Origin of the sequence: Streptomyces sp. NPDC002896 (assembly GCF_040295225.1) — a bacterium.
GTDB lineage: Bacteria > Actinomycetota > Actinomycetes > Streptomycetales > Streptomycetaceae > Streptomyces.
The window spans coordinates 1-18,229 of sequence record NZ_JBEOVA010000038.1; the positions used below are offsets into that span (position 1 = coordinate 1).

The 18,229-nt window shown below is 69.8% G+C and carries 16 protein-coding genes; 11 read left to right on the top strand and 5 right to left on the bottom strand.

Annotation, left to right across the window (positions count from 1 at the left end):
- Positions 1 to 1,012 (top strand): bifunctional class I SAM-dependent methyltransferase/NUDIX hydrolase (locus ABT009_RS40005; protein WP_351306364.1); only part of this gene is annotated, 1,012 nt, incomplete at its 5' end.
- A gap of 325 nt (positions 1,013 to 1,337) precedes the next feature.
- On the opposite strand, the gene ABT009_RS40010 is transcribed toward ABT009_RS40005, so the two are convergent.
- A complete protein-coding gene (locus tag ABT009_RS40010; RefSeq protein ID WP_351306366.1) occupies positions 1,338 to 3,461 on the bottom strand; it encodes a hypothetical protein in 2,124 nt (707 codons plus the stop codon).
- Positions 3,462 to 3,736: 275 nt separating this feature from the next.
- On the opposite strand from ABT009_RS40010, the gene ABT009_RS40015 reads away from it, so the two are divergent.
- Together ABT009_RS40015 and ABT009_RS40020 are read left to right on the top strand one after the other, a co-directional pair.
- A complete protein-coding gene (locus ABT009_RS40015) occupies positions 3,737 to 4,702 on the top strand; it encodes an RNA repair domain-containing protein (RefSeq protein WP_502990053.1) in 966 nt (321 codons plus the stop codon).
- 165 nt (positions 4,703 to 4,867) lie between these two features.
- On the top strand, positions 4,868 to 5,170 hold the full coding sequence (locus tag ABT009_RS40020) for a hypothetical protein (protein ID WP_351306368.1): 303 nt from the start codon (positions 4,868 to 4,870) through the stop codon (positions 5,168 to 5,170).
- 74 nt (positions 5,171 to 5,244) lie between these two features.
- On the opposite strand, the gene ABT009_RS40025 is transcribed toward ABT009_RS40020, so the two are convergent.
- Positions 5,245 to 6,213, bottom strand: coding sequence for a trypsin-like serine peptidase (locus tag ABT009_RS40025; protein ID WP_351306370.1), 969 nt, complete (start codon positions 6,211 to 6,213; stop codon positions 5,245 to 5,247).
- Positions 6,214 to 6,794: 581 nt separating this feature from the next.
- On the opposite strand from ABT009_RS40025, the gene ABT009_RS40030 reads away from it, so the two are divergent.
- A complete protein-coding gene (locus ABT009_RS40030) occupies positions 6,795 to 8,663 on the top strand; it encodes a serine/threonine-protein kinase (protein ID WP_351306453.1) in 1,869 nt (622 codons plus the stop codon).
- Between the two features lie 48 nt (positions 8,664 to 8,711).
- On the opposite strand, the gene ABT009_RS40035 is transcribed toward ABT009_RS40030, so the two are convergent.
- Entirely contained in the window at positions 8,712 to 11,024 is a 2,313-nt protein-coding gene (locus tag ABT009_RS40035; RefSeq protein ID WP_351306372.1) for an ABC transporter permease, read from the bottom strand.
- Positions 11,021 to 11,728 (bottom strand): ABC transporter ATP-binding protein, encoded by a 708-nt coding sequence (locus ABT009_RS40040; protein WP_351306374.1) that lies wholly within the window; start codon positions 11,726 to 11,728, stop codon positions 11,021 to 11,023. Before ABT009_RS40040 ends, ABT009_RS40035 begins: the two co-directional genes overlap by 4 nt.
- 138 nt (positions 11,729 to 11,866) lie before the next feature.
- Here ABT009_RS40040 and ABT009_RS40045 point away from each other — a divergent pair, with 138 nt between their 5' ends.
- Genes ABT009_RS40045 through ABT009_RS40055 form a run of 3 tightly spaced genes read left to right on the top strand, consistent with a single transcriptional unit; the run spans position 11,867 to position 14,244 of the window.
- Positions 11,867 to 12,757 (top strand): sensor histidine kinase, encoded by an 891-nt coding sequence (locus tag ABT009_RS40045; protein ID WP_351306376.1) that lies wholly within the window; start codon positions 11,867 to 11,869, stop codon positions 12,755 to 12,757.
- A complete protein-coding gene (locus ABT009_RS40050; protein ID WP_351306378.1) occupies positions 12,754 to 13,455 on the top strand; it encodes a response regulator in 702 nt (233 codons plus the stop codon). The genes ABT009_RS40045 and ABT009_RS40050 overlap by 4 nt, the downstream gene beginning before the upstream one ends.
- Before the next feature lie 57 nt (positions 13,456 to 13,512).
- Positions 13,513 to 14,244 (top strand): DUF429 domain-containing protein, encoded by a 732-nt coding sequence (locus ABT009_RS40055; RefSeq protein WP_351306380.1) that lies wholly within the window; start codon positions 13,513 to 13,515, stop codon positions 14,242 to 14,244.
- A 39-nt stretch (positions 14,245 to 14,283) separates the two neighbouring features.
- On the opposite strand, the gene ABT009_RS40060 is transcribed toward ABT009_RS40055, so the two are convergent.
- Complete coding sequence (locus tag ABT009_RS40060) at positions 14,284 to 14,982, bottom strand: NAD(P)-dependent oxidoreductase (protein WP_351306382.1); 699 nt, start codon at positions 14,980 to 14,982, stop codon at positions 14,284 to 14,286.
- Positions 14,983 to 15,112: 130 nt separating this feature from the next.
- Here ABT009_RS40060 and ABT009_RS40065 point away from each other — a divergent pair, with 130 nt between their 5' ends.
- From ABT009_RS40065 to ABT009_RS40080, 4 genes are all read left to right on the top strand, one after another.
- Entirely contained in the window at positions 15,113 to 15,553 is a 441-nt protein-coding gene (locus tag ABT009_RS40065; protein WP_351306384.1) for an archease, read from the top strand.
- Between the two features lie 201 nt (positions 15,554 to 15,754).
- Positions 15,755 to 15,988, top strand: coding sequence for a metallothionein (locus tag ABT009_RS40070; RefSeq protein ID WP_351306386.1), 234 nt, complete (start codon positions 15,755 to 15,757; stop codon positions 15,986 to 15,988).
- 16 nt (positions 15,989 to 16,004) lie between these two features.
- Positions 16,005 to 16,652, top strand: a complete 648-nt coding sequence (locus ABT009_RS40075; RefSeq protein WP_351306388.1) for a protein-L-isoaspartate(D-aspartate) O-methyltransferase — start codon at positions 16,005 to 16,007, stop codon at positions 16,650 to 16,652.
- 44 nt (positions 16,653 to 16,696) lie between these two features.
- A complete protein-coding gene (locus ABT009_RS40080; RefSeq protein ID WP_351306390.1) occupies positions 16,697 to 18,121 on the top strand; it encodes an RtcB family protein in 1,425 nt (474 codons plus the stop codon).
- The last annotated feature ends 108 nt before the right edge of the window (positions 18,122 to 18,229 follow it).

Sequence of the window (18,229 nt, forward strand, 5' to 3'; positions counted from 1 at the left end):
CGTGCACCTCGCCCAGGACCACGGCGCGCACATGACGGGGATCGAGCTGTCGCCCACCCAGCACGAGCGCGCCGCATCCACACACGCGGACGTTCAGGGCGTGGAGTTCGTGCAGGGCGACGTCGTCGACTACCTGGAGAGTGCCGAACCCTTCGATGCCGCGTACGCCATCGGCACCCTGGCCTTCATCGACCCATACCGTGCCCTGCCCGCCCTACGCGACGGCCTGCGCCCCGGGGCGCCGCTGATCCTCTCGCTCCTGCATACCGACCTGCACGGCCGCGGCCCGTCCACGACGGTCGAGCCGCGCGAGCAGATGATCCTGCTCAGCGACAACCCGCCCTTGCCCACCCAGATGTGGGTCCTGGAACCACAGCTGTGGGAGGACCTGCTCACCGAGCACGGCTTCCGAGTCGAGGCCATCGACCTGCTGGACCATCCCGACGAGAGCGCGCCCGTCGTGCAGCAGCTGATCCGGGCCCGCCGCCTCCCCGACCGGCCCGAACGCCTCTCCAGCCGCCCCCGCACAACGCGCCCTCCCGCGCCGCACGCAGCCATCGGCGTCGGCGGCATCGTCCTCAGCGACCGCGGCGTGCTGCTGGGCCGCCACCGCCACGGCACCCTTGAACTGCCGGGCGGCACCGTCGAGCCCGGCGAATCCCTCGAACGGACCGTGATCCGGGAACTCGCCGAGGAGACCGGACTGCGCGCCCGGATCGAGGACGTCACGCTCCTGGGCACACTCGTCGACCACGTCGACGACGTCGTCCGCCTCACCGTCGGCGCCCTGGTCAACGCCTGGCAGGGCCAGCCGGCCACCCAGCCGGACGAGAAGGTCCGCGACTGGGCTTGGTACCCGCTCGACCAGCTGCCCGACGGCCTGTTCGTGTGCAGCGCCCAGATCCTCACCGCATGGCGCCCCGACCTCCCCATCGACCACACCCCCGCGCACTTCACGCCCTACGCGTACAGCACACCTCCGGCGGCGACCGCAGCTGACGGCATCGCATGACCTCCGATGCGGACTCGAGCCAGTGGCCGGCACCGCGACTTCCGCCTGCTGTCTGTGTCATGTGGCAGTCTCCGGCCATGACTTGCGACCTTGCCGTCTGGGAAGGCTCCCGTCCGGCCGATGACGCCACTGCTGGCGGTCACGTCGTCGCGGCACTTCCGCAGCGATGGCCCGCATGACAGAGGACGAGGACGACGTCTCGCCGTGGTGCAGAGGGCCGCTGATCGATGAGGCGAGCGGCCCGCTGATCTAGCCCGTCCCGCCGGCCGTCACCGAGCGCGCCGGGGGATCGTGGCCGTACCCGGCGCGTCAGGAGTGCCGGTCCTCAGCGGCGCCGCTTCCCGCCCCGTCTGCCGTTCTTTCGGTGGCCGCGCTGTCGAAAACGGCCGACGTGGGTGTTCCGCTCCCGGGACACGCGCTCGACGAGGGCCTGAAGGTCCGCGAGGCCCTCCCGGTCCGGGTGGCCGGAGGCCAGAGCCGCCCGGAGGGCCTCTTCGGCCTCACGGCCCTGCTGGTGCAGTACGTGCCTCACCCCGTCGACGCCCGTCGCCTCGCAGAGCTGCAGCAGGCTTTCAGCGACCATGAGCAGACTTTCCGGCTCTGTCAGGTCCTCGGGGGCGAGAATCTCCCGGCGGGCCAGGAGGCTCAGCGCGGTGGGAGCCAGCGATGGGTCCGAACGGAGGCTTCGCAGCAAGATCACCCCGTCGTCGAGCGATGAGACGAGGACGTCCAGCATGGCCTCGGCCCGGGTGCGGAACGGCATGGTCCGCACCGCGTGGACGAGCTGCTCCAGCGCTGCGGGGCGGTCGCCGTGGACGGCGATCCATGCGGCGAGCTCTGCCCGTGCGGACTCCGGATCGTAGTGGTCGGCGAGGACGCCCAGCAGGCCGGCCGGCGGGGCCTGGGTAAGCTCGCCGATCAAGGGTGCGTCCCGGCCTTCGGCCAGCAGCCTGCGGCGCACGGAGTCCGTTCCGAGGTCGGTGAGGCGGATCAACTCAACGGGTCCCGCAGTCAGTTCGGACTTCAGTTTCCGGGCCCGCAGGGTCGCCTCGTCATCCAACAGGGCATCAGCCGACAGAGCGTCATCCAGCAGGGCGCCGTCCAGCAGGTCGTCATCGTCCTCGGCCGGTATGTCAGCCCATCCCTCGTCCTCGTCTTCGTCCTCGCTCATCGCCAGATCCGCAAAGACAGGTTCGGCCATCCCCTGGTGGCACTCGATCGCCCCGAGGTTCTCCAAAACTCCCAGCAGCCTGCGCAGATCGTTGTCGGCGTCGGACTGTTCCAATCCGATGGAGTCGGTGCCGAGGACTCCCAGCAGGGAATTCGAGCGGTAGGCGAGGTGGACTGTCTCCCTCAGCCCGGGCCACGGCATGGGGTGCGGCAGGCTGTAGAGGGTGGCCAGTACGTCGGGCAGGATGACGTCGTACAGGTCGCACATGGCGTACTCGTCGAACAGCACGGATTCTGCGTACCTGCCGCGGCGCCCGCCCCTCACAGGGCCGCGCAGCTCGCGCAGCGCGTCGAACGCGCGCCGCCACAGTGCAAGCGGGTCGTTCAGCACGGGCTCCGCCTTGGCCACCGCGTACAGCCTCCCCTTGGCGACTCGTATCAGCCTGGCTGTCTTCGCCCACTCCACTAGGAGGTTGAGGCGCGGCAGGTCCGCGGACGAGCGGACTGAGTCGGTGCTGTCTCCGGTGTCCAGGCGGTCTACGAGTTCCCGGGCATCGGACAGACGTAGCCTCCCGGAACCGGTGAGCGTCTGGCCGTCGCGGCCCGCCCACTCGGCCAGGTCGCGGAGTTGCTGCAGGACCGGTGAGCGGTGGGCCTGGGCCCGCAGGACGTCGTCGTCCGGGAGCGCGACCGGGAGCTGTGGCTCGGACCTTACGGGCCCGGGACTCCGCATCTGCCGCTCCACGATGGCTTCGAGCACTTCGGGGTCGTGGGGCACCTCTTCGCGCTGTGCCCGCTCCACGAAGTCCTGCAACGCCTGCTCGTCGTGGACGTCGACGCCCTGCTCCGCTGCGGTGGTGATCCAGAACTTCGCCAGGCCCCAGCGGCTGCGGTCGGCCATCGCCTCCGCATAACGGGGCGCCGCCGCGTCGACGGCCTCCAGCCCCTCGGCCAGGGACGCCCCTCGGGGATCCGCGAGGTGGACGGCGTCCAGATACCGCAGCAGGGCCCGCAGAGTGCCCGGCGCGTCGACAGGCTCCTCGTCGGGAAGTACGGTCACCGTCCGCGGAACCCAGTCGAGGAGGAACTCCTCGATGTGCCGCTGGTCCCACAGTCCCAGCCTGCCGTCCGGTGTGCCGAGATGGCGGTATTCGAGCGCGGCTTCGGCGGCGAACGGATCGGCGTCGATGCCGTTCTCCTTGGCCCATCGGTCGAATCGGTGGACGAGAAGCTCGCAGGCCGCCTCGTACTCGTTCTCTTCGGCGGGATTGAAGATCATCCGCATGGTTTCCCGCTCTGGCCTTTCTCAGGGCTCTGTTTTCACTGCCCACGCTACCGGCCGTGGCAGGCGCGCCGGGCCCGGAACCGGCAGGGAGCCGAGGTGGGAAAGACAGCCGAGTACGGAGGGCGGGTACCGGCGGCGGGTACGGCAACCTTCCGGGCCGCCCGGCCACCGGCGGGGCGTGAACCTGGCGGCGACCGCATCGGGAGGACAGGGTGGACGGCGCGGCACCCTGGAGGAAGAGAAGGTGTGAGGGCGGGAGAGGAGGCGTGATGCGGACCAGCGACGAGATCTATCACCAGGTCCGCTGGGACCCACGGTTCGATCCGGCCCGGTTCGTGCTGGGGATCAGCCAGCGTGGGGACGCCCCCAAGCGCATCGCGCTGACCTCCTTCGTACCCGGTGGTGACATTCCATGGCACCGAGTGATGTTCATCGAGGCGGACGGCGAGGTGGTCTGGGACCGGGCCACGGGTGTGGACCGCATCGACGCGTCGAATGCCGGCCGGGTGCGGGGCCCGCGCCGCCTGCGGGCCCCGGAGGGCTGGTACGCGTCGGACCATTGCAGTGTGGAAGCCGACCTGAGCTGCGAACCGGGCTTCGGCGGGAGCGAGCCCACCGCCGTCCTCCACTTGCCCCCGACGGCCCGCACGGCGGTGGCCTGGATCCCGCCTGCTGAGCTGTGGCCGCCGATCCAGGACATCCGCCGGGATTACGATCCGCAGATCCACCGTTGGCCGCCGCACGTCAATGTGCTCTTCGGCTTCGTGCCGGAGTCCGACTTCGAGCGGGCGGCCCCGCTGCTCGCCGCGGCGGCGGCCGAGACGCCGGTCTTCACCGCACGGCTGGACGGGGTGCGCACGTTCCGGCACCGGGCGTACTCCACCGTGTGGCTCGACCCGGCGGCGGCCGGTGAGGCGTCGTGGGCGGGCTTGTATGGCGCACTGCAGCAGCGGTTCCCGCGCTGCAGCGGGCCCGCGAAGGGCTTCACCCCGCACCTGTCCCTGGGCCGTACCCGGGATCCGCAGCGAGTCACCGCCGACTGTGCCGCCCGGCTCGACGCCATGACGGCCACGGTCTGGGAGCTCGTCCTGCTGTCGCGCAGGGGAGACGGGCCGATGCGGCCGCGAGCCACGGTCGCTCTGCGCACGGGCGACGTGCTTCGGCTCCCCGAGACCGGCCCTGACGAGCCGGGCCCGGACGACGAGGCTTGGCTTTCCACGATCACCGACAGGTGAGCCAGACAATCGCTTGGACGTCGAGGCGGAACGGCCGTGGCTGGCCATCACTACCGATTCGACAGCCTCGCTGCAGGTTCTCAACTGGCCGTAAACAAAGCCGAGTTGATCTGCTCAGCGTTTGAATCAATACTGGAATCACGGAGTCGATCGAGGGAGTACGTGATGAGTGCCGCCCGCCGCCGTACGCAGAAAGCAGCGCTGCCACCACGCGCCCGGATGCTCCTTGTCGCCTCTGTCGGGATGCTCGGCCTCTCGGGTGCGGCAATCTCGGCCACGCTGCCCGGCGGCGGCTCCAGCAAAGCAGGCTCCACCGAAGTGGATGAGAGCCGCGAAGACGCGTCGCGTGAAGAGATCCTGGAGTACTGGACTCCCGAACGGATCAAGCAGGCGAAGCCGGCGGAGATGCCGGTGTACCCGGTGGAGTGCACCGGATGGGGGCAGCTGATTCGGCCGCACTGCTGGTGAGTGAAATGAACTGACGGGGTGTGCCCCGGCTGCTGCAGCGATCAGCGCTCGCGGCAGCCGGGGCACCCTCACTCTCAGGCGCTGTCGTTGACGGCGGCGATCACGTTGGCCGCTCTGACGCCGTGCTCCGAGGAGAGGAGATCGTCGTTGGCGCGCTCTCCTGTTGAGGCGTCGCCGATGTAGTGCGAGTTGGCGCCGATGATCTGGAGGCCAGACTCGTCGGAGGCGATCACCATGGGGCCGCCGGATGCGCCCTTCCCCATGTCGCAGTCCATCTTGATGCGGTCGTCCAGCGGGTTGAGGTTCGCGTAGTCCTCGGCGTTGCCGTAGCAGTACATCATGTACTCGCCGTCGAGGTCCGTGCGGTTGTAGCCCTCGCCGGGGTACCCGGCGGTGGTCACGTCCGAGTAGTCCGAGCCCGAGCCGAACGAGTACCCGAAGGCTCCCATGGCGTCCTGGATCTTCCCGTACGTGGGGTCGGGCGCGAGCTCCACGGCGGCGAAGTCGGACTCGAGGTTGTCAGTGTCCTCCGTGTACGCCGTGGGTGCGTACTTCGTCGTGGCGGCCCACAGCCCCCAGGGAGATTCGCCGTCCTTGTACGCCGGGATGAACATCAACTGCTCGTAGAACCCGGCAGAGCCGCTACCGTCACCGCGATGTACGCAGTGCGCGGCCGTCCAGATGGTGCTCGCCGTGTCCGAGACGATGACGGAAGCCGAACACTTCAGCTCCTCGTTGCCCTCCGCGTCGTAGGCGAACAGCTTCCCCACGATGTTCATGGGGTACGTCGTGGTGATCGGAACCCGCTGCGAGACCGCGATGTCGTCGGCGGCCGCGGATTCCGCAAGGGGCGCATCCCCGGCTGCGGACTCGGTCGTCAGCGGCGCGGCGGAGCCCTTCGGCTGCACGGCGGGAGCTGACGCGATGACACCTGCTGCCGAGTCGATGTCGGAAGCGGAGGCGCTGGAGGCGCTCGTTGACGCTGTGTCCTTGCCTCCTGCTGCGGAGCGTTCCGGCAGCGGGGCCGGGACCGCCTTGCGCATGCGCTCCGGGGTCCAGAAGTCGAGCACTTCCGACCGGGACGAATCTTCGTGATCTATGGAAACGCCGGACACCATGCTACGGCCGTCCTGTGCGGTCGCTACCGGCGCTAACGCGCCTGCCACGAGTGCGGTCGTGGCTGCGGCTATGACGCACAGCCGACGCAGTGGCGCAGTTCGCATGACTCACCTTCCATGTAATGGCGTGGACATGCCGAATGCTGCCATCCAAGATCACCGAGCCGACGTTCTCCCGCGATGCTGCGCGATCTCTGCGCGAATGCGTGTGAAACGTGAAACGTCATCGCTTGTCGTTCCGGCCGAGGGTTGAGCACCAATCCGGGCCTGCATCACCCTCCCCCGCCCGTGACGCCGGACGCGTGATCACGGCGCTGCCTCCGGCGTGCTCATGACGGCAAAGCATGACGGTTCGGTTAGTCCTGCCATGGTGATCGCGCTCTTCATGGAAGCGAGACTTCGGCACCTTGTTCGGCTGCGGCCAGGGCCTGCCCGGGAGGGAGGCTGTCGTGGCAGGGCCGGATGATGCCGGTGGGCGGCGTGTCGTCGCCGGGCGCTACCGGTTGATGCGGAGTCTCGGAGCCGGTGGAATGGGTCGCGTCTGGCTCGCCCATGACGAGGTGCTGGAATGCCCCGTCGCGCTCAAAGAGCTCGCCATGCCGAAGCATCTTTCCGAGCATCAACGGAATCGACGCATTACCAGAGCCCGTAGGGAGGCACGGCATATCGCCCGGTTGCGCGGCCACCCCCAGGTCATGACGGTCTACGACCTCGTCGTCGACGAGGGTCTTCCTTGGATCGTCATGGAATACGTTCCCGGAGCACGGAACTTGGAGGAAGTCGTACGCGACAGAGGACCCTTGTCGCCGGCCGCAACGGCAAAGATCGGGCTCGCTCTCCTCGACGCGCTCACCGCCGGCCACCGGCTGGGGATCCTGCACCGGGACGTCAAACCGTCCAATGTCCTCATGGCGAGCGCCGAACCGCGAGATCCCCGACACCCAGGCACCGAAAGAGTGCTGCTCACCGATTACGGCATCTCCATCCAGCAAGACGCCGACGAGCCACGGCTCACCACACAGTCCGGACTCCTCGGGACTCCGGGTTACCTGGCCCCCGAACGGGCGCGTGACCAGAATCCCACGGAGGCGTCGGACCTCTTCTCGCTGGGCGCTACTCTCTATTTCGCGGTCGAGGGACACGGCCCCTTCGACCGTCCTTCTGATCAATCCGTTTTCACCGCGCTTCTCACCGAAGAACCCACGCCGCCCCGGCGAGCAGGCGATCTCACACCGATTCTGTGGAGACTGCTGGACAAGGACCCGGCATACAGAATCAGTGCCGAAGCGGCAAAGCAGATGCTCATCCCGCTCGTGCGAGAAGCCCGTCCTCGGTCCCGGCAGACCACCGTCACGGATATGAAGCGGCCCCCCGCCAAGCAGCCACCCGCCAAACCGCCGCCCGCCAAGCAGCCGCCAGTCAAACGGCCACCCGTTGCAGGGCCTCCTCCGCCGCCTCCACCGCCTCCTCCTCCCCCGCCTCCCCCTCCTCGGCCTCCGAAGCCCCAACCGCGGGGGCAGCGACCCCACCTGTCCAAGCAGCGCATCGCCTTGGCCATGGCCGCAGCAGTGCTGGTCGGCTTCGGCGTGTGGGCGGCCGTGACCGGCCTCGGCGGCCCGGAGAAACCCACCACCGAACCCTCCCCACCCACCACCCCAACTCGCCAAGTAATGCCCTACGGAGACTCCGTCGGCCTCACCCGGGAACTACGTCCCGGCGATTGCGTAGCAGCCTCCTGGAGGGGAGCGAAGTTCGAAAACGCGCCGCGCCTGCGAACCATCGGCTGCCGGTCGGACCCTAACGGTCAGGTCATCAGATCCGAATCGGCAACCTCCCCTGAGGACGCCCGGATCAACGGCGAGGATCGCTGCGCATCCGCGTTGAACGACACTGTGGAAGCAATGGCGGATGCCCGCTCGTACGCGCTGCCACCCACCCAAGAGGGCTGGGACAACGGCGTGTACGACATCGCGTGCTTGGTGTTCAACAAGTCGACGTCGCTTTCAGGACCTGTTGCGGAGTTTCGCAAGACCGGTGATCGGGCCAGCCCGATGAATTCATCGATCGGAGACTGCTACAACACGAAGGAGACAGAGAAGAAGATCGTCTCGTATCTTGCAGACTGTGACGCTCCACATGATTCTCAGAACGTCGGGTACGTCAAGCTTCCAGCTGAGATGAAATACGAAACCGCACTGAACCCCACGGAAGATTTCTGCGCACCCAGATTCCGCGATTACAGCACCACAGCCCTCCACATGCAGAGTGTCGCTCCACCCAAGAACACATGGGAGAGTGGATTCCACTACATCGAGTGCGACGTGCATCGAGTTGATCGCAAGAAACTCGACACAAGCATCGTCGAAAAGCCCTGAGCCACCGCGTCGCTCAGCAAGCGCCGCCGTCGTCCGTCTTCTCCGGCCTCACTCGGTGTGCAACGCCTCCGCGACCGTCAACCGCGCCGCACCTCTCGCCGGGATGTACGCGCCCAGTACCGCGATCGCCAGTCCCGCCAGGGCCAGGCCGGCCAAAGCCGGGGCCTGCCAGACGTCCGTCATGTAAGAGGGCAGCGTGATGTCCACCGCGTCGGCCATGCGCGGCACCACCATCTCGTATCCCCCGATGCCCAGCGGGATGCCGAGCAGTGAGCCGGCCGCGCCGAGTACCGCCATCGACGTCACTGTCATCACCGTGACCTGCCGTGGCGTCATGCCGATGGACTTGAGCATGCCCAGGTCGCGACGGCGGTCGCGGGTGTTGAGGACGACCGTGTTGAAGACGCCGAGCGACGCGACCATGGCGAGCATCACGGTGAGGACCACCGCGGAGCCGACGATGGTCTGGGCGCCGGTGTTCGGGCCGTTGGGTACCGGATCGATCCCGGGGTCGGCGGCGCGGGCCGCGCGGGCGTAGGCGGCCGGGTCCGCGCCGTCGTCGAGCTTGACGTGATAGGCGATGGGTTTCTCGTGCGGGGACAGCGCCGTCAGCGTCGGCCAGTCGGCGACGACCAACCGGCCGTCGTTCTCCATGAACTCGCCGACGACGGTCACCTCCTCGTGGCGGTCGCCCTTCTCCAGGCGGAAGTGGTCGCCGACGTGCAGACCCTGCCGGCGCAGGAAGGCTGACCCGGCCACGACCTCGCCGGTATGGCGCGTCCACCGGCCCTTGGTGAGCACGCTGTCCAGCCTCGGGGCGGGCCCGCGACGGCCCTCGAGCATGACCTTCTGTACGGAGCCGGGGATACGTACCTCGACATTCCCTCTGGCGGTGACCTCGCTCGCGCCCGGCAGCGTACGCAGCAGCGACTGGAGTTGACGGTCGCCGTGGTTCGGCTGGATCTCCTTGCCGTGGCTGACGCGGGTCGCGTACACCGTCACCTGGTACGCGTCCTCGCCCGCACTGCCGAAGCGGGTCATCGTCGTGGCCAGACCGGTCGCGAACGTCACGGTGGTCACCCCAAGGACCACAGCGGCGAGCGTGAGAGCGCTGCGGCCCGGCCGGGCGAACGGCAGGCCCGCCCCCAGGCTCACCGACCGCGGCAGCCTGATGCCCGCCAGCCGGCGCTGGATGCCCAGCGCACGCCCGGAGCGTGGGGCGCTGCCCGCGCTGATCGCGCGCGCCGCGGACAGCCGGTGGGCGCGGGCCGCGGGGACGAGTGCGGCGAGCACGCACACGGCGGGCATGCCGAGCAGGGCGAGGGCATTCACCCAGGGCTCGACGCCGACGCTGTGGTGGAACACCCCGGCGTTGGGCCCCGTGAACACGAACCGGAAGAGGGGACGCGCGATCAGGTTGCCGGCGGCGGTGCCGAACGCGCAGCCGATGACGGCGGGTACGGAGACCATCGTGAGGTAGACGGCGACGACTTGTCCCGGTGTGAATCCCAGGGCCTTGAGGATGCCGATGTGCCGGAAGCCGGAGATCACCGCGCCGCTCACCACGTTGGCGACGATGAGCACCGCCACGACGATGCCGAGGACGCCGAAGGCCACCAGGTACTGGGCGTAGGCCCGGGCCGCGCTGCCCATCTGGTGTTTGAGGGTGAGGTACGACTGGGAGGCGGCGAGTGCGCCCTTCGGCAGCCCTGCGGTCACCGTGGCCAGGTCCGCGCGGAGCCTGCCGTCCGACGACGCGTCCTCGAAGCGGAAGAGCATCTGCGTGCCCGTCGGGTGCAGGGCCGCGATCTGGTCCGGAGCGACCCAGGCATCCGCGGTCCCGCTCAGGTCGAAGGCGTACCCGACGATGGTGAGGGACGGTCCCGAGGGGAGTTGGATCCGCTTGCCCAGGTCGTCCGGGGCCCAGTCCGACTGCCGGTTCAGAACAATCTCGCCCGGCCGGGTGGCCCACCGGCCCGCCCAGAGGTCCAGCCGGTCCACCGGGCCCCCGGGGCCGGGACGGCCTACGATCGTGACCGCGCCAAAGAGGCCGTACTTCCCGGTGTCCCTCGGCAGGTCGACCGTGGCCTGGGCGAACGGTCCGGCGGCGGCCTCGACGCCCTCCTGCCGGGCAGCCCGCGCCAACTGCGCGTCCGATACCTTCGCGGGGTCGAACGCGGCGACGACATGCGGCCCGTGCTGCTTGGCGAAGGCCTTGTCGAACGGGGCGGAGGCCGAGTCGACCAGGCCGAGCGCGATCACGATCGCGCAGGTCGAGGTCAGCGTGACCAGCCCGATGACGATCGTCTGGAGCATGCGACGCCGTACGGCCGCGCGCGCGGCCCGCCATACCGCCCTCATGCGGACGGCTCCAGGGTGTGCTCGCCGGTCACCCGGCCGTCGGCGAGTTCGACCAGCCGGCTGGCGCAGCGCCGCGCGAGGTGCTGGTCGTGGGTCACCAGGATCAGCGTCTGGCCGATCTGGTTGAGGTCGAGCAGCAGGTCCATCACCTGCTCGCCGGAGCGGCTGTCCAGGGCCCCGGTCGGCTCGTCGGCCAGCAGCAGGGCAGGACGGTTCATCAACGCCCGGGCCACGGCGACGCGTTGCCGCTCGCCGCCGCTGAGCACCGCCGGATAGGCGTTCCTGCGATCCGCGATACCGAGTTCCTCGAACAGCTCCAGCGCGCGGCGGCGGGCCTGCCGGGCGGGGGTGCCGGTAAGTTGCGCGGCCAGGGCGACGTTGTCGAGTGCTGACAGATCGTCAATGAGGTTGAAGAACTGGAAGATCATGCCGATGCGGCGCCGCCGGTACAGGGCGAGGCCCTTCTCGCTCAGCTCCCCCACGTTCTCGCCGTGCACGACGACGGTGCCGCCCGTCGGACGGTCCAGACCGGCGATCATGTTGAGCAGGGTGGACTTGCCGCACCCCGAAGGGCCCATCACCGCGACCGCCTCCCCTGCGTGGATCTCCAGCGACACGCCGTCCAGCGCCGTCGTCTCGCCGTATTCCTTGCGTACGCCGTCGAGCCGTACGACGGCCTCTCCCCTGCTGTCCTCACTGACCATGCACAGGACGCTAAGGGGGGATCGGTGCGTGGACATCCCTCCCGGGGTGGCAAACCGGTCGGCACCTCAATCCCGCGATGTAGGGCCTGAATCCACAGGTTGATGCGGAACCGACGACGGTCTGCGAAGGTGAAGCCCGTGTGGGAGTGGGAGCCGGACGGGCTGCTGATGGCGGCGCTGGGGGTGGCGTGGGCGGCCGCCGCATGGCTGGCTGCGGCGCTGGTGCGTACGCGACGCCGGTGGCAGACGGCCGTGGGGGAACGCGGCTGGCTGCTGGAGCGGGAGCGGGAGAGCGCTGCCCGCGCCGCGATCGCGGCCGAACGCGACCGCATCGCCCGCGAGTTGCACGACATCGTCAGCCACAACGTCAGCCTCATGGTGGTGCAGGCCGGGGCCGCCCGCGAGGTACTGGGCACGATGCCGGACGAGGCGGCGGCGGCCCTGCGCGCCGTCGAGGACGCGGGGCGCGGCGCGATGACCGATCTACGGCATCTGCTGGGGCTGTTGGCGCCGTCGCAGAGCGGCGAGGACGCGGACCAGGCCCCGGCGGCTGGGGACAAAGGCGGCGACGACGGCCACCCCATGGATCTGGCACCGCAGCCCGGCCTGGACCGGTTGGGCCCGCTCGTCGACCGGATATCGTTCGCCGGGCTGCCCGTCGAGGTGCGGATCTCCGGCGAACCGCGCCCGCTGCCGCAGGGCATCGACGTGACCGCGTACCGGATCATCCAGGAGGCACTCACCAACGCGCTCAGGCACGGCGACGGCGGCAAGGCCGAGGTCACCGTGCGATACGCGGACCACGCGCTGCGCGTGGAGGTGCTGAACACCGGCCCGAGCGTGCTGACCGGCGCCGCGGCCGCGCAGTCGGCGCCGACGCGGACCGCCCCGCGGCACCGGGAGGGCGCGGGCCGCGGACTGCTGGGCCTGCGTGAGCGGGTCGCGGTGTACGGAGGAGACCTGGACGCCCGGCGCCGGCTCGGCGGCGGCTACCGGGTCCGGGCGCGCATCCCCCTGGACCGCCCATGACGGCGCCCGGAGTCGAGCGGACTCCCCGCGTGCTCATCGCCGACGACCAGACCCTGATCCGGACCGGCTTCCGGCTGATCCTGACCGCCCGCGGCATCGAGGTGGTGGGCGAGGCGGCCGACGGCGCGGAGGCGGTGGCCATGACACGCGAACTCAGGCCGGACGTCGTGCTGATGGACATCCGCATGCCGAACATGGACGGCCTGGAGGCCACCCGCCGCATCCTGGAACGGGCCCCGGACTGCCGGGTGCTCATGCTGACCACCTTCGACCTGGACCGCTACGTGTACACGGCGCTGTCGGTCGGAGCCAGCGGCTTCCTTCTGAAGGACGTCACCCCGGAACACCTGGCGGCGGCCGTACGACTGGTCGACACGGGCGACGCCCTGCTGGCACCGTCCATCACGCGGCGCCTGGTGGAACGCTTCGCCACGGATGACAGCCGCCCACCCGCCGTGCACGCCGATCTCGCGGCCCTGACTCCCCGCGAGCTTGAGGTCCTGACACTGATGGGCCGCGGCCTGTCCAACTCGGAGCTGGCCGCCGAACTGACCCTGAGCGAAGCCACGGTGAAGTCCCACGTGGCCCGGATCTTCGCCAAGCTGACCCTGCGCGACCGCGCCCAGGCCGTTGTACTCGCGTACGAGACGGGGCTGGTCAGACCGGGTGACCGCGGCGGGAGCGGGACCACCGGGTGACTCCGGCGCGAGCGGGCCCCGGGACCCGTGAACCCGTGAACCCGTCATGATTGGCCCATGCGAACCGTGGGGATCGACCTCGCCGCCGGCCCTCGGACCACCGCGGCCGCCGTGGTGGTCTGGGAGGGATCGACCGCCGTCGTCGAGCCCCCGCGGCTGCGGTGCACCGACGAGGATCTGCTCGGACTGCTCACCGGACTCCAGCCTGGTGACCGGGCGGGGATCGACTGTCCTTTCGGCTGGCCGATCCCCTTCATCGAGGCGGTCTCCGCGCATGCGGCCGGGAGGCCGTGGCCGGGGCGCGGGACGGAGAGCGCCGTGCACCGCGCGACGCTGCGCCTGCGCCGTACCGACCTGTTGACCCACCGGGCACTGGGAGCAGGTGCCCGCCCGCCGCTGTCCGTGTCCTTCGACAGGCTTGGCGCCACCACCGCCCGCTGGGCGCACCTTGCCGATGCGCTGGCCGCCCGGGGGCTGGAGGTGGAGCGGACGGGCGCGGGCAGCGTCGTGGAGGTCTACCCCGCTGCCGCCCGGCTCCGCTGGGGTCTCGGCAGCCCGCGCTCCATGGAGGTCCTGCTGGGCGCGGCACCGCAGCTCCGGTGCGAGCCGGGCGTCCGGGAGCTGTACGACAGCAGCGAGCACGCCTTCGACGCGGTGATCGCGGCGCTGGTGGCGCGGGCCGCCGCGCTCGGGCTCACCGCGCTGCCCGAGGAGCAGGACCGGGCCACCGCCGAGATCGAGGGATGGATCCATCTGCCGCCGGAGGGCAGCCTGCCCCGGCTGTTCTGACGTGCGGTGGCCGCTGGGCTGTGAGCCGCGTCGGCTCACCTATTTCTTGCTGCCGACCGCCTCCTTCCGGAGGAGGTCGATGAAGCTCGGGGTTCCTTCCGTGGTACGCACATCGACGAAGGTGCGCACATCACCGCCGTCCACTGCCTGGCGCAGCAGCGCGTTCGCAAGGTCGGCACGGGAGGTATAGCGGCCGGGAAGGCGCGTGTCGGCGATCTGGTAGTGACTGACGGCGGTCGTGTCGAAGAGACCGCCGGGGCGGATGACCGTCCAGTCGCGGTCACTCTCGCGCACGATCTCCTCCAGACGTCGCATGTCGTCGTACACCGTTCGCCCCACGAAACGCACGAGGAACGGCTCGAGCACCTTGCGGAAGAAGAGACCCTCCCCGGGCGCTGCCACGCCGAACAACACGGTCGAGGTCACACAGACCAGGCGCCGGACGCCCTGTTTCGTCATCGCCTGAGTGATGTGCGTGATGCCCTCCGAGTACACCGTGACGGGGTCCCGGCTGTAGGGGACCCCGAGCGCCGAGATCACCGCGTCCTGCCCGGCCACTGCTTGTTCGACCGCGGCCGGGTCCTGCACGTCCGCTCCGACCACCTGCAGGCGCGGGTCCTTCAGCGGGAAGGCGTCGGGCCGGCGTGTGACGGCGGTGACCGTGTGTCCTTCGGCGATGGCCTGTTCGGTGACCTGCCGTCCGGTCGGACCGTTAGCTCCGAAAACGACGAGCTTCACTGGCTTTCCTCTCAGTTCTGGGGTGTCTTCGCCGTCTAAGAGGGCCCACGCGGCGGCGAGTGTGACATCCCGGCGGAGGGGCGACGATGGGAGGTGCAGAGCAGTCGATCGTGGCGGGGAGCTGGGTGTGATGCATCCGGAAGACGGCGCACGGCGCGCCGGTCACCGCGGTGTGCCGCACACCGCGGACCTGCGGGTGGAGGCGTGGGCCCCGACCCGCGAGGAGTGTCTGGCGCACGCGGTGCGGGGTGTCTGCGAATCGTTCCTGGATCTGTCGGGGGCGGGCGCGACCGGTATCCACAGGCGGGACGTGGTGGTGCGTGCGGACAGTGACGCGGACCTGCTCGTGGCCCTGCTGGAGGAGGTCGTGTACTGGCTCGACACCGCGGACGAGGTACCGGTCGACGTGGAGCTCACCGAGACGCCCGACGGTCTGCGGGCCGGTCTGCACATGGCTGACGCCTCATCACTTCCCGTGACGGGGGCAGCGCCCAAGGCGGTCACGCTGCACGACCTGGACTTCGCTCACGGCCCCGAAGGCTGGACCTGCTCCGTGACGCTCGACGTGTGAGTGCCCGCTCGACGTGTGAGTGCCCTGATCCCCGCGCACGGCGGCATCTGCCGCCCCAGCCGTGTGATCCCTGAGCACGGAGCGCATCCGCGCTCCTGGCCCGTGGAAGAGGGATCGCGAGCAACCTTTTCCGAGCGGGAGCCGAGCCCGGGCGAGCCGAGTGCGGCCCGATGGCCGCAGTACATCAAGGAGTGAACCTTCATGGCAGTGTGCGAGGTCTGCAACAACGACTACGAGATGTCGTTCGAGGTACGGGCGCAGGGAGCCGTCCACGTCTTCGACAGTCTCGAGTGCGCGGCCCAGCAATTGGCACCGACGTGTACCAACTGTCAGTGCCGCATCCTCGGCCACGGCCTGCAGGCCGACGGGCAGTTCTACTGCTGTGCGAACTGCGCCCGCCAGCAGGGGGTCAGGCAACTGGTCGATCACGCCTGAGCCCGGCCGGCTCCCAGTGCGCTCGCGGGATCCTGCTCGTACTCCGGAGGATCTCGTACGGGCCCTTCGCGCGGCCGGGATCACTGATGAACGTCTGCTCGAGGCCGTGCGTACGACGCCGCGAGAGCATTTCGTCCCCAGCGGCCGTGCGGCTGCGGCCTACGACGACGTACCCGTGTCGATCGGTCATGAGCAGGTGACCACGCAGCCGTCGCTGTCGGCCATGATGATCGAGAGCCTCGAGCTGGGCGGGGACGAGCACGTACTGGAGGTCGGCACCGGTCTCGGCTTCCAGACCGCGCTGCTCGCCCGGCTGGCCGCCGACGTGGTGAGCATCGAGATGTGGCCGGACGTCGCCGACCGGGCCCGCGACAACCTTGCGGGCCAGGGCGTCCGGAACGTGGAACTGCGGGTCGGGGACGGCAGCGGCGGCGTGCCCGACCGTGCTCCGTACGACGCCGTCATCGTGTCCGCCGCTTTCCCCGCGGTCCCCGAGCCGCTGATCGAGCAGTTGCGGCTCGGGGGCGGCCTCGTACAGCCCATCGGTCACGGCGGCGATGAGGAGGTCATGTCGTTCCGGCGCACGGCTTCCGGGCTGGACGCGGGGCGGCTGCTGACGGCGGCCCGTTTTGTACGCCTGCGGGGGCGGTACGGCTTTCCCTGATCCAACGCGTGCTTCGGCGTCACCGCCGCACGTACGCTCGAAGTATGGACATCACGCTGGTCCAGGACGGCCCGTTCCGTTTCCGTATCGACCAGCAGGGTCGGATGCGGGTGCCCGGAGTCGTCTTCGCCACGCGGGACCTGCTGCCGCAGGCGGCCGGGGACAAGGCGCTGGAGCAGGTGGTGAACGTGGCGACGCTGCCCGGCATCGTCCGTGCCTCCTTCGCCATGCCGGACGTGCACTGGGGGTATGGCTTCCCGATCGGCGGGGTGGCCGCCACGGACATCGACAAAGCCGGTGTGGTCTCGCCGGGCGGGGTGGGGTTCGACATCTCCTGCGGTGTCCGGCTGCTCGCCGCCGACATCGAGCGTGATCCGCTGGCCCGGAACATGCGGAGGCTGATGGACATCCTCGGCGACACCATTCCGCGCGGCATGGGACGTGGCGGGCTGTGGAAGATCAAGGGGCGTTCCCAGATGGACGAGCTGCTGGTGGGCGGCGCCCGGTACGCGGTCGAGAGCGGCCACGGGGTGCAGCGTGACCTGGTGCGCTGCGAGGACTACGGCGTGCTGGAGGGGGCCGATCCGTCGCAGGTCGGGCAGCGGGCGGTGGACCGGGGGCTGCAGCAGGTGGGCAGCCTGGGCTCGGGCAATCACTTCCTGGAGGTGCAGGCGGTGGACCGGGTGTACGACGCGGAGACGGCGGCCGCCTTCGGCCTTAGGCCCGGCCAGGTCTGCGTGATGATCCACTGCGGCTCGCGGGGCCTCGGACACCAGGTGTGCACCGACCACGTCCGCGTCATGGACCAGTCACTGCGGACGTACGACATCCACATCCCGGACCGGCAGTTGGCCTGCGTACCCGTCGACTCCCCGCCCGGCCGCGCGTATCTCGGGGCGATGGCGGCAGCCGCCAACTACGGGCGCGCCAACCGGCAGCTGCTCGCCGAGGCCGCACGCCACGCCTTCGCCACCGCGGCCGGGGTGGGCCTGGACCTGGTGTACGACATCTCCCACAACACCGCGAAGATCGAGACGCACGAGGTGGACGGTGCCCGGCGCCGGCTCTGCGTCCATCGCAAGGGGGCCACGCGGGCGCTGCCGCCGGGCGATCCGAGCCTGCCGGATGATCTTGCGGGTGCCGGTCAGCCCGTACTGGTGCCGGGCACCATGGGCACTGCCTCGTACGTGATGGTCGGCACCACTGGGAACGACGCGTTCCGGTCGGCCTGCCATGGAGCGGGGCGGGTGTGGAGCCGCCACCAAGCGCTCCGCAGGGTCCGGGGCGAGGAGCTCCGCAGCGAACTGGAGTCCCATGGCATCGCCGTCCGGCCGTCCTCGTGGCGCGGTCTCGCCGAGGAGGCACCGGGCGCCTACAAGGACGTCGACGCGGTCGCCATCGCCACCGAAGGCGCGGGGCTCGCCCGGCTGGTCGCGCGCCTGCTGCCACTCGGCGTCGTCAAGGGATGACACCGGAGGGGCCTGCCCTGTGTCCCTGGCCGGTTCACCGACAGCTGGGGCTCGTCATCCGTTCGGGTCCGCCGACGGGCGCGGGGTCGCCGAGGGGCCTTGCATGGA